Here is a 12296-nt window from a genome sequence, read left to right as displayed (position 1 = left end):
GTAGTTTTAAGCAATGCAGCTACTCAACGACCATCAGCAGGTGCCCGTTTACAGGTTGGAGCCCGACGAGCTTACCGGCAACAAACAGTTCAGGGTGTATAATTTCGAAGGCACGTTACCTAACCAGGCCGATCTGCTTGTACCCCACCGAAAGGACCATTACCTGCTGGTTTTTATAAGGCAGGCGGGCAGTCGTCAGTGGATCGACATGACGCCCTACTTACTTAAAGACAACACGTTCTACTTTACCGGGCCCGATCAGATCATCGTAAAGGAAGGGTTCAACCAGTTATGGAGTACGGGTATTGCCTTTACGAAGGAGTTCCTGTCCTTTCAGGAAAACGCGGCTTTAAGCAAACTACCACTCATTCAAAATCCTCATAATGGTCACGAATTGCTGTTGACAGAAGCTGATGTGACGTTTGTTGAGGACATGCTGGTAAAGATTAATGCGGAGTATCAACAACCTAACGAATGGCAGCAACGCATGCTCACCGCTTACCTGACGGTACTGCTTACGTATCTGAGCCGACTGTATACCGAGCAGTTCGAAAGCAAACCGCTTTCGACAGACAACCTGTTGCTGAAGAAATATCAGGCAAAAATCAATGAACACTTTCGCGAACGGCATCAGGTAAGTGACTATGCGTCTTTACTGAATGTATCGGCCGGATATCTGAGCGAGGTAGTAAAAGCCCAAAGCGGCAAACCAGCCATTACGCACATTCATGAACGATTGGTACTCGAAGCCCGGCGACTGTTATTTCATACACAACAGTCGCTGAAAGAGATTGCCTTTGATCTCGGTTTTTCGGATGCATCCTACTTCAATCGCTTCTTCAAACGCGAAACGGAACTTACACCCGCCGAGTACCGGGCCAGTATCCGTGAAATGTACCAGTAATACCGAAAGATGTGTTTCAGTTGGCAGCAGGGAGTGCGGTAGCTTTGTCCCATAAACAACTGAAACATGAAAACAGCACTGATAACAGGCGCAAACAAAAGCATTGGCTTTGAAACAGCCAGACAATTACTTCAGCAAGGCTATTATGTGTACCTGGGTTGCCGGGATAAGCAGAAAGGTGAGCAGGCAGCTAACCAGCTACAGGCGGAGGGCTTAACTCAGATAGAACCCATCGAAATCGACGTTGATAATATTGACTCGATAAAGGCCGCCCGCGAAGCGCTCGGCCAGAAAACGAATGTGCTGGATGTGCTGGTTAACAATGCAGGTATCCACGGCGCGATGCCGAATACAGCACTGGAAACGGAGGTTAATGTGTTCATGCAGGTATTTGACACAAACGTTTTTGGTGTGATCAGCGTAACGCAGGCCTTTATCGACCTGCTGAGGCAGTCGCCCGAACCACGCATCGTTAACGTGACCTCAGGCCTGGGTTCACTCACCCTGCATAGCGATCCTGCCTGGAAATACTATGCGGTTAAGCCAACGGCGTATGTTATGTCTAAAGCAGCTCTCAATGCCTATACCATCGTGTTGGCTCATGAGCTGCGCGATACGGCATTCAGGGTAAATGCCGTTGACCCTGGCTATACCGCCACCGATTTTAACAATCACTCTGGGCCAGGAACCGTGCCCGATGCCGCTGCCAGAGTAGTAAGAGCAGCCACTTTTGGGTCCGATGGTCCAACAGGTCAATTTTTTAGTGATGATAATGCGCCCGAAACAGGCATTAGCCCTTGGTAAGCCATCGGAAATGATCCTTTTGTAACCACAGGGTAACCGTGTCCATGAATTAACCAGCATGGGCACGGTTACCCTGTTTGCGTTAATTATTTGTTTGTTATGATATAGAATTTGGATATAATTGCAGCTATATATATAATAGTTGTATTATAGTTTGACGTTTTCCAACTCTATGACCAAACAGAACAAGCAGCGAACGCTTCGGTTGTTTGCGCTACATGAATTCATTCAGGATCACTTTACCAAGTCTGACTGGATTAAGGTAGCGTATCTGACCGATAGCCTTGACTTAATTGAAGATCACCCGCGATTGTTGCGGAGCCTTGATTTTAAAGATGATGATTATGAGGGTAATAGCTTGCAGGTTCTGTCGAAGTTGATTAGCGAAAGCAGCAGCAATCTATACGAGATAGAGCACTTTATAGAAGCTAAAAAAGCCACTATGCACCGGTCAGTGCGCGACGTCCCCGACTTTATTTCCACCGTTCAGAGCCGAGAGCCGGAGCGGGTCATTACGTTTGCACCCGATGTTTTCCGGATACCGGACAAACCCGTCGAGTCGAATATACTATCGGTGATGATGCCCTTCGAAAGTCGGTTTTCGGGCACGTACACAGCCATTCGGAACGTATGCGACCGGCTGAGCATCGAGTGCAAACGGGCTGATGATATCTGGGATAACAGCATCCTGATTCAGGACGTATTCGACCTGATCTTTACGTCACGGGCTGTTATTACGGATTTTACGGATCGAAACCCGAATGTATTTTACGAAACAGGTGTGGCGCACACGCTGGGTAAACTGGTCATTCCAATCACGCAATCGGCCAGCGACATTCCCTTCGATCTACGCCACCACCGCGCCCTGACGTATCTGCCCAACACCGAAGGGTTGCTAAAGCTAGAAACCGACCTCGAAAAAAAACTGGCTAAAGTGTTTAGTTGATTGTACCCACGGGTTTCAACCCGTGATTTTGGCAATGGTAATTATCACGGGTTGAAACCCGTGGGTACATGTTACTTCTCTTTCATACTCCGTCAGATTCAGGACTAAACATGTAGCCTGATGAAGATAGAATATGCGCGTAACCTGCCTCATATTCAATACGTTGGGGCTATTTTTTTTGTGATGTTCTGCTTAAAAGGCTCGCTTCCTGCAGCTGTCGTACAGGAGTTGATTGCCGAACGCGATCCCGCTGAAGTGAAACTGAAACGGATAATCAACTACACTGTACAAAATCCTGTTAAAGCTGGATTGGTGAATGATTGGCAGGATTGGCCTAATACGTATCTTAGCGAACGTGTTTGATCATTTTGTATGAACGTTAACGAACCTATACAGAAGGCGAGTGATTATGGGCTGAAGCCCGTAGGTACATTGCGTCTGCTATCGCTGGATTTTTTTCGGGGGCTGACCGTAGCAGCCATGATCCTGGTTAACAATCCCGGTGATTGGGGGCATATCTACGCACCCCTCGAACACGCGCCCTGGCACGGCTGGACACCCACCGATCTGATCTTTCCGTTCTTCCTGTTCATCGTTGGCGTGTCGATTACGTTTGCTTTGGAAGAGGGAAAAGCTAAAAAGGGAGTTGTCGGAAAGATCGTTAAGCGGAGCGTGACGCTGTTTCTGCTGGGCCTGTTTCTAAATTTTTTCCCAAAGTTCGACATTACGCTTGTCCGGATTCCAGGCGTTTTACAACGGATTGCCATTGTTTATCTCGTTTGCTCGCTTATTTTCCTGAAAACAAACTCCCGGCAACAACTATACATCCTCGTCAGTGTGCTGGTCGGGTATTGGCTGCTCATGACGGTGGTACCAGTGCCGGGTGTGGGATACGCCAATCTCGAACCGGCTACCAATCTGGCCGCTTGGTTCGACTATACCATCCTGACACCGGCGCACGTCTACAAACCCGCTAAAACCTGGGACCCGGAAGGCGTTTTAAGTACCTTACCCGCCGTTGGAACGGGTCTGATTGGTATGTTAGTCGGAACGTGGCTGCGTAGTAGCCGGCCCGTAGCCGACAAAGTAGCGTGGTTGTTTGCCATCGGTTGCCTGGCCACGCTGGGCGGGTTAATCTGGGATGGCTTCTTTCCTATTAACAAAGCCCTCTGGACGAGTTCGTACGTCCTGCTGGCCGGTGGACTGGCTATGCTCGGGCTGGCGCTGTGCTATTGGCTGATCGATGTGCAGGGTTACCGGCGGAGTGTGTTGCCGTTTGTGGCGTTCGGCGTCAATGCCATTACCGTATTCTTCCTGTCGGGACTTATTCCCCGAATCATGAACCTGATTCACGTAACCCAGCCCGATGGTACTGAAATCGGGTCTAAAGAATACCTCTACCGAACCTTCATCGCACCGCCCTTTACCGACCCTAAAAATGCCTCGCTGGCCGGTGCCCTAACGTTTGTGCTGATCTGGTTCGGGATATTGTGGTGGATGTACCGGAAGAATGTGATTATTAAAGTATAGCGGTCTATTTTTTCTCTTCCAGCGCCAGCCGTATCAAGTCAGCCGTGTTTTTAACGCCCGCTTTGCGGATAATGCTGGCCCGCTGGTTGGCTACAGTATTGGGGCTAATGCCAAACTTTTCGGCGATCTCAGGACTACTCATGCCGTCAATCAGGCAGCTCAGCACCTGCCCTTCGCGGGTAGTGATTCGATTCCAGATAGATTTAGATACGCTTACGCCTGCCTTGGCGGGTTCCTTCGTCAGGTTAGCATTGGGCAAAACAAGGCTCCGGATTATAACCGAAGACGCATTCGGCGGATAGTATAAATCACCGTCGACCACCGTACGTACTGCTCGTAGCATTTCTTCCAGCCCCGTATCTTTCAAAAGATAACCAGCCGCTCCGTGCTGTACCGCTTTTACGATGTAGTCCGGGTTGCTATGCATACTGAACATGAGTGTTCTAACTGCCGGGTATTTCTTTGAAATAACTTTCAGTGCTTCGATGCCCGACATTCGGGGCATGGTTATGTCTAATAGCAAAACATCAGTGCCGATGCTGGCCAGCAGGTCGATGGCTTCGTCGCCGTCGGAAGCTTCGCCTACGATTTGAATATCGGTTTCATCTTCCAGCAGCATCCGAATCCCTTTTCTCACTACAGAATGGTCATCGGCAATAAGAATTCGTATCGGCATAACTAATTGGGGTTATCGGATAAGTTGACACGTACACGGACCTTGGTTCCCTTTTTGGGCTTCGATGTAATACTGAACTCCCCGTTGAGTAAACGGGTTCGGGTGCGCATATTCTGAAGGCCGTTAATGGATGGCAGGAGTTTATCGTCTTTCGGGGATGTTTTCATGACAAACCCTTTGCCATCGTCTTCTATTGCCAGCTCGAGTTTTTGCGGACTTTGCTGCAAGATAATTTTAATAGTTTGTGCTTCGGCATATTTAACGGCATTATGCAATGCTTCCTGCGCAATACGATACAAACCGATCTCCATAGCCTGATTAAGTCGCCGGGCATCGGTTGGGCCGCTGAAAAGCACCTGCACACCCGTTGATCGGGTCGATTGCTCGGCCAGAAGCCGAAGTGTAGAACCAAGCCCAAAATCGCTCAGGGTAGAAGGCATCAGGTTATAGGAAACCTGCCGGGTTGTCTGGATAGTGTCGGCAATAAGGTCGCAGAGTTCGGCAAAGCGGTACTTTTGCTTTTCGTCGGCGAACGAGGTGGATTTCAGTTTTTCAGCATGAAGTTTTAGTCCGGTAAGCATCTGGCCGATGCCGTCGTGGAGTTCGCGGGCAAAACGCCGTCGTTCTTCTTCCTGCCCTTCCAGCAACGCGGCCGAGCGGACGTTTTCTTCGGCCAACTGTAGCTGATATTTTTCTTCGGTAGTTCGCAGGAGTTCCTGCTGCGTTTCAACCAGCTTTCGGTTCGTGTGGGCCAGGTTCTGGTTGGTGGCTTCCAGCTCATGATTGGCAATTTCCAGGTGGCTGTTGGCCATCTGCAACGCCTTTTGGGAGCGGGCCAGCCGCTGGATCACGTTTTTTGTATGATTGACGACGGGCCTGAAAATGAACAGCCCTTCAATTAACAGCGTTAGCAAGGTGGCGAATGTAAGTACCCATTCGATACGTTCGAGCCCCCTTACCCGTTCAAAGCTTTCTGTATCGACCTGAAACACAATGTCATTCATCTGCTGCAGGTACGTGAACTCGTCCCGCAGCACCGCCTGAAGCGCTGCCTTTTTGTCGGCTGGTGTCGTCTGCGGATTGTTGATACGGGTAAAGCCGGCGTATATGGCCTGAAATACGGGCTCAATCCGGGTTAGCATGTTATCCAGGAGCTTACTCTTCCGAACGGTGTATACCTTTTCCATATTCAGTCTGCCATTGCGCAGCTGAATATGGCTCTGGCTCCACGAGCGAAGCAGGGAATCGTACGCAACCGAATCGGCGGTAGCCAGCCCCTCAATGCGTAGCAGAGCCAATTTGGTTAGCCGCTGACTTAGCATCCGCTGCCGACCGGCTACGTTTACAACCCGACTATCGTCGTAGTGATTGCTGATTGTTTGCTTGATAAACAGTAGCCCGCTTATGGACAACACGGCAATAACCGTGAGGGCTATCATATAAAACCGGGTCAACCGGCGGGCTACCTGTTCGTCGAGCTGAGTCATGAAAAGTTGGAGTGAGGATTATACTCCAATATACACCATGTTATCTACTATTTTAATAGGAAATGTGGCGATCTTGTAGCCGTCGTCGTTCAGGCATTCGCCGGATTTGAGCGAAAATGTTTTTTTGTGGAACGGGCAGGCGACTTTAGGCTCCTCGCCCTGACTCCCGATCATTCCCCGCGACAGGGCCATCTGCTGGCGGTGCGGGCATTCGTTTGCCGTAGCGTACCACTCGCCCCGGCGGGAAAAGTTGAAAATAGCGATCTGCCGACCATTGAGAAGTACACAGGCACCTCCATCTTCGGGAATGTGGCTGGTTGGGCAAGCGGGTTGCCAGATCATTTCGGTTTTATGAATTGTGCGTGTTTCCATGTTGATTGATTCGTTTTGTGCTATTTGACGTTCCAGGATCCGATACCACCGACACATCTACGCCCATTCTTTCGCTCGCTTCTGGTCGCGCAGGGCGTCAAATTGAACCGTTGGGTCTTTCTGTTCGGGAACGTTGACAAAGTGGGCGAAACGGGCGCGGAGAGCCGGGTTTTCGACGGCTTCTTTCCACTCGCATTTAAACGTGTCGACCAGAAGCTGCATCTCGCGTTCCAGTCCGTCGGCAATGTTCAGGACATCATCTACCACGACGGCCCGGAGGTAATTCATACCGCCATCCATCTTGTTTAGCCAGGTAGCGGTGCGGGTAAGCGGATCGGCCGTCTTGATGTAGAACATCAGAAACCGGTCGATGTAGCGGATACAGGTTTCCTTGTCTACATCCGATGCCAGCAACATGGCGTGCTGAGGCTTAGAGCCGCCGTTGCCGCCCACGTATAAATTCCAGCCTTTCTCGGTGGCGATGATACCGAAGTCTTTGCTCTGGGCTTCGGCACACTCCCGAATGCAGCCCGACACGCCTGACTTGAGCTTGTGCGGAGACCGAATGCCTTTGTACCGTTCTTCAACTTCGATGGCAAATGACACCGAATCCTGCACGCCAAACCGGCACCAGGTGCTGCCCACGCAGCTTTTCACCGTACGCAAGGATTTTCCGTACGCATGACCACTTTCAAAACCGGCGGCTATCAGCTCTTCCCAGATGACGGGTAAGTCACCAACGTGGGCGCCGAATAAGTCGATTCGCTGGCCGCCCGTAATTTTGGTGTACAGTCCGTATTTTTTGGCGACCTGTCCAATCACGATCAGTTTATCGGGCGTGATTTCGCCACCCGGAATTCGGGGCACGACAGAATACGTACCGCCTTTCTGAATATTCGCCAGAAACCGGTCGTTGGAATCCTGAATGGTCGCCCGGCCTTTTTCCAGAATATTCTCATTCCAGAGGCTGGCCAGAATCGACGCGACGGCGGGTTTGCAGACTTCACAGCCATCGCCCTTGCCAACTTTATCCAGTACGGCGTCGAAGGTTTTCAGGCTGTTGATTTTGACCAAGTCCAGCAATTCCTGTCGGGTAAAGTTGAAATGTTCGCAGAGAATGTTGCGGACATAAACACCTTTTTGCTTCAGCACACCCTGAATAATGTCTTTCACCATCGGCGTACAACCTCCGCAACCGGTGCAGGCTTTGGTCGCTTTCTTGAGCGCATCGACGGTTGTATGACCATTCTCGTCTATTTCGTGGCAGAGGATGGCTTTTGTGATGGCTTCGCACGAACAAATCAGCGCATCGTCGGGGAGGCTCATAACGCCCGCCCCCGCTTCTTCTCCTCCGCGCGAGCCCAGAATTAGGTCTTCGGGGTCGGGGGGGAGGATAGTCTTGTTCTTGCAGGTTTGCAGCAGCATATTATACTGCTCGGCATCGCCTACCAGAATGCCACCCAGTAGTTCCTTGCCATCGGCCGAAATATTGACGCGTTTATAAACGCCCTTGGCCTTGTTTTCGTAGACTATCGTTTTGCAGTCCGACGCAAACGGGTCACCGAAGGAGCCTACGTCCGTTCCGATCAGCTTGAGCTTCGTAGACATATCGTAAGGCTTGAACTCCTTTTCTTCGCCGATAAGACGCGAGGCCACCACTTCGGCCATTTCGTAGCCGGGTGCTACCAGCCCGTAAATCATGTGGTGCGCCACGGCACATTCGCCGATGGCGAAAATGGACGAATCAGAGGTTTGCAGGAAGTTATCGACCAGAATGCCGCCCCGTGGGTGGGTATCCAGACCGGCAGATTTCGCCAGTTCGTCGCGCGGCCGGATACCGGCCGAAATAACCAGCATATCGACGGCCAGATGCGAGCCGTCGGCGAACTGCATTCCAGTAATGGCTTCGTCGCCAGTAATCTCCTGCGTACTTTTCGACAGATGAATGTTCAGTCCCAGCGATTCCAGCTGCTGCTGAAGAATACCGGAACCCGCGTCGTCAATTTGCCGGGGCATTAGCCGGGGAGCAAACTCAACCACGTGCGCTTCGTCGAGGCCCAGATCGAGCAGGGCTTTGGCCGCTTCAAGGCCCAGCAAACCACCGCCTAACACAGCCCCTTTACGTGCCTTACGAGCGTACGACTGAATAAGGTCGAGGTCTTCGATGGTACGATATACAAAGACGCCGTCTTTTTCGACGCCTGCCACGGGGGGCACAAACGCGCCGGAGCCGGTAGCTAGTACGAGGTAGTCATAAGGCACTACGACGCCGTGGTGAGACCGAACCTCTTTGCGCTCCCGGTCGACGTTGACGACCGGGTCGGTGAGGTAGAGCATGATGCCGTTGTCGGCATACCAGCTCTGAGGGGCCAGCGTCAGATCGTCGGCGGTTTTGCCATCGAAATAGGCGCTTAAATGGACCCGATCATAGGCTACACGCGGTTCTTCCCCAAAAACCGTCAGTGTAAATCGCTGGTCATTTTTTTCTTTGGCTACTAATTTCTCGCAGAACTTGTAGCCTACCATGCCGTTGCCAATGACGACGACACGCCTGTTTTTGTTTGTGTTCATAGTTAATCTTAACTATAACATTGTGAAAACCCCGTTTTATTATTGCACTAATTTAAGAATATAGTCATTTCCCTCCCCGAAATGACTAGTCAAAAGTAAAAGGTGTTTTTGGTAAATCCTAGCGTTTTATTCTGCTATAAGTTGATTATGAAACATATTTTTTTGATTAGGGCTTGTTTTTACAAATTTCATCTCTACTTTTGAACCAGAAACAGGGAATAGTCTAAATTACCTATTGATAGTATAATAGTACTATTCCACTATAAACGGTAAAGTCACATGAAGCCAAAGCTTACACTCGTGGGGGCGGGTCCCGGCGACGGCGAATTGATCACCTTAAAAGGGATCAGGGCGCTTCGACAAGCAGATGTTGTATTGTACGATGATCTTGCCAACGATACTTTACTGGAGTTTACACCCGAACAGGCTCTTAAAATTTATGTGGGAAAACGGGCCGGTCAGCCGTCCTTTACCCAGGAAGAAATTAACGAACTGATCGTTCGCTTCGCTCAGGAGCACGGTCATGTGGTTCGGCTCAAAGGGGGCGACCCGTATGTGTTCGGGCGTGGGTATGAGGAGTACGATTATGTGCGGCAGTATGGTATCGAATGCACGGTGATATCGGGTGTGTCGAGCAGCATTGCGGTACCGGCTTCGCAGGGAATACCGGTAACGAGCCGGGGCGTAAGCGAAAGTTTCTGGGTGATTACCGGCACTACGCGCAAGGGGGAGCTATCCGACGATCTGCATCTGGCGGCTCAGTCAAAAGCAACGGTTGTGGTGCTGATGGGCATGAGTAAGTTAACGGAGATATGCACGCTGTTTAGTGAGGCCGGACGTGGTCATTTGCCCATGGCAATCGTGCAGAACGGTACACGCGCTGATGAACAGTGCGTAATTGGTCAGGTCTGGAATATGCCGCAGTTGGCCGCAGAGCAAGGCGTGGGGGCGCCTGCTGTACTGATCATCGGCGAAGTCGTTGCGCTGCACCCGTCCTATCTGGCCGAGTCGATGCGAAACTTCTCTATGGCTTGGTAACGATGGGCATCGTATTCTGTTTCTGGTAATCCAGTTGATTCCGCATTCGCGGTTACGGCGAATGCCGGAAACAGATTACAAAAAAAGCCGATCCGGTGTGGGGGCACCTTTGGATCGGCCAAAACAGGGGTTGTCTATGCGAAAAACACAAACGCTTCAAAGAAAATGAAAAAAAGCAGCTAAAGCAAATCAGCGTCATCTCGCTCCTGACCACTGCCTTAGAAATCTGTTGAGTAGTTGACCACTTGACGATTTACTAATCAACGTCTGTCAGCCCTTTCTGCCTCGTCTTCAGAGCCACCTTTCTTCGCTGCTCTATCCATCCTTACTCCGTTCGGGGTAAGTCCGCTCACTGTTGTCTTCACTGTTCATTTTCCAGTTAAACGGTCTGCTTATTCTGATGAAAAATATACTGACAAACGTGTCATTAGCCTGTCTTGTCCTGTTGGCTATTGAACCCGCTTCGTACGCTCAGTTCTCACTCGTGGGGCAGTTGCGTACCCGCACCGAGCTGCGGAATGGCCTGGGTAACCTGGCTCCTAAAGATGCGCCCGCTGCGTTCTTCACGTCTCAGCGTACCCGCCTGACGTTCGGCTATAAATGGGATCGCGTACAGTTTCAAACCTCTTTTCAGGATGTTCGGGTGTGGGGGCAGGATGCTTCGACCATCAATAACGTCGACGGCAACCGCCTGATGATTCACGAAGCCTGGGCCGAAGTGACCCTGGCCAACCGTGCCGATACCAGCATTAAATTCAGACCTGTTCAGAATCTTTCGTTTAAAGTTGGCCGCCAAGAGCTTGTATACGACGATGTGCGTCTGTTGGGCAACCTCGACTGGCTCCAGCAGGGGCGCCGGTTCGATGCTGCTCTACTCAAAGGTCAGCACAAAGGCTGGGCGCTCGACCTGGGCGTTGGCTTTAACCAGAATACTGATGCGTTCGGCACCGTGGGCGATTATTACACGCCCGGCAACGTAGCCACGTCGGCCCTCTCGAACAAGAATGTATCGCTGACGATTCCCGCCGGATTTATTCCAACAGTTGGAAAAGGCGGTGCACCGGTACTGGCGACCCCGCTAAGTACCAACGGCCAGAATCAGCAATTCAAGTCGTTTCAAATGGCGTACCTGACCCGCAAGTTTGGCGGGCCATCCAGCCAGACCAAGTTCTCTGCCTTATTTTTTAAAGACGATTTTCAGAAATACCGCACCGACTCGCTGGGTAATGCAACGACTGGTTACGTATATGGGAGACGTTACGATGTGGCCGGTACAAATTCGCGTCTGACCTATGGCGGAATGCTCATTGGTCAACTGGGTAATACCTCCCCGAAATTTGGTAAAGTACAATGGCAGGCGTTTGTGTATGGACAAAGCGGCAAAGACCGCGATGGGCTGAGCATTAAAAAAGCCTATCACTACGGCGGTAACATCATGTTCCAGAAAGGACTAATCAGTGTTGGCCCCGGTTATGAGGTGCTGTCGGGTAACAATTCCACCACGATTCAGACGGGCGAAACCAGCCGCTTCGACCCGCTCTATGGTACGCCACACCGGCACTGGGGCTATATGGATTATTTCTACGTTGGAACGGGCTCGCCAGCCGGCGGATTGCAGGACGCGTTCCTGAAGTTCAAATACGCCAGCCCCCGCCTGACCACTACGTTCGACATTCACTATTTCGCACTGGCGGCACCCACCTACAACAAAATGGCCGATGCACCCGCTGGTGCGCTGCTGTCGTCCAAACTGGGCATGGAGTACGACTTTGTGGCAAACTACGCGCTCAACAAGTTCACCAGCCTGGAATTTGGGTATTCGGTCATGAATGGCACCAACAGCCTCGAATACAGTAAGCAGGGCACTATGGGTGAGAAGAGCCACATCGGCACCTGGTCGTACCTGATGATCAACATCCGCCCTGATTTTCTGGCTGCAAAGCCGGTGGCAGTGAAGTAGTAAAAAAT

General features: G+C 51.0%; 11 protein-coding genes. 7 read left to right on the top strand and 4 right to left on the bottom strand.

What is annotated here, in order from left to right; all coding sequences use genetic code 11:
- The first annotated feature begins 13 nt into the window (after positions 1–13).
- The 5 genes from NT073_RS01730 (at position 14) to NT073_RS01710 (ending at position 4184) form a co-directional block, all read left to right on the top strand.
- On the top strand, positions 14–904 hold the full coding sequence (locus NT073_RS01730) for an AraC family transcriptional regulator (RefSeq protein WP_297367851.1): 891 nt from the start codon (positions 14–16) through the stop codon (positions 902–904).
- 66 nt (positions 905–970) lie between these two features.
- Positions 971–1708 (top strand): SDR family oxidoreductase, encoded by a 738-nt coding sequence (locus NT073_RS01725; RefSeq protein ID WP_297367848.1) that lies wholly within the window; start codon positions 971–973, stop codon positions 1706–1708.
- A 172-nt stretch (positions 1709–1880) separates the two neighbouring features.
- Complete coding sequence (locus NT073_RS01720; RefSeq protein ID WP_297367845.1) at positions 1881–2654, top strand: hypothetical protein; 774 nt, start codon at positions 1881–1883, stop codon at positions 2652–2654.
- A 120-nt stretch (positions 2655–2774) separates the two neighbouring features.
- Positions 2775–3017: a hypothetical protein gene (locus tag NT073_RS01715; protein WP_297367842.1), complete on the top strand. Its 243-nt coding sequence runs from the start codon at positions 2775–2777 to the stop codon at positions 3015–3017.
- A 9-nt stretch (positions 3018–3026) separates the two neighbouring features.
- On the top strand, positions 3027–4184 hold the full coding sequence (locus NT073_RS01710) for a heparan-alpha-glucosaminide N-acetyltransferase domain-containing protein (RefSeq protein ID WP_297367839.1): 1158 nt from the start codon (positions 3027–3029) through the stop codon (positions 4182–4184).
- A 4-nt stretch (positions 4185–4188) separates the two neighbouring features.
- Here the strand turns inward: NT073_RS01710 and NT073_RS01705 are convergent, their stop codons facing one another.
- Genes NT073_RS01705 through nirB form a run of 4 tightly spaced genes read right to left on the bottom strand, consistent with a single transcriptional unit; the run spans position 4189 to position 9290 of the window.
- The gene (locus NT073_RS01705) at positions 4189–4860 is read right to left on the bottom strand and encodes a response regulator transcription factor (RefSeq protein WP_297367836.1); all 672 of its coding nucleotides are present in this window, start codon (positions 4858–4860) and stop codon (positions 4189–4191) included.
- A gap of 2 nt (positions 4861–4862) precedes the next feature.
- The gene (locus tag NT073_RS01700; RefSeq protein WP_297367832.1) at positions 4863–6347 is read right to left on the bottom strand and encodes an ATP-binding protein; all 1485 of its coding nucleotides are present in this window, start codon (positions 6345–6347) and stop codon (positions 4863–4865) included.
- Positions 6348–6365: 18 nt separating this feature from the next.
- On the bottom strand, positions 6366–6719 hold the full coding sequence (gene nirD / locus NT073_RS01695; RefSeq protein ID WP_297367827.1) for a nitrite reductase small subunit NirD: 354 nt from the start codon (positions 6717–6719) through the stop codon (positions 6366–6368).
- A gap of 57 nt (positions 6720–6776) precedes the next feature.
- Complete coding sequence (gene nirB, locus NT073_RS01690) at positions 6777–9290, bottom strand: nitrite reductase large subunit NirB (RefSeq protein ID WP_297367824.1); 2514 nt, start codon at positions 9288–9290, stop codon at positions 6777–6779.
- 279 nt (positions 9291–9569) lie between these two features.
- Between nirB and cobA the strand changes: the two genes are divergently transcribed.
- Positions 9570–10328 carry a uroporphyrinogen-III C-methyltransferase gene (gene cobA / locus NT073_RS01685; protein WP_297367822.1) on the top strand — a complete coding sequence of 253 codons (759 nt, stop codon included), beginning with the start codon at positions 9570–9572 and terminating at the stop codon, positions 10326–10328.
- Positions 10329–10728: 400 nt separating this feature from the next.
- Positions 10729–12288, top strand: coding sequence for an alginate export family protein (locus NT073_RS01680; RefSeq protein ID WP_297367819.1), 1560 nt, complete (start codon positions 10729–10731; stop codon positions 12286–12288).
- The last annotated feature ends 8 nt before the right edge of the window (positions 12289–12296 follow it).

Source organism: Spirosoma sp. (assembly GCF_026391055.1).
In the GTDB taxonomy this organism is placed as follows: domain Bacteria; phylum Bacteroidota; class Bacteroidia; order Cytophagales; family Spirosomataceae; genus Spirosoma.
Note: the sequence above shows the minus strand (reverse complement) of the source record. Positions and strands in the feature narration are given on the sequence as shown.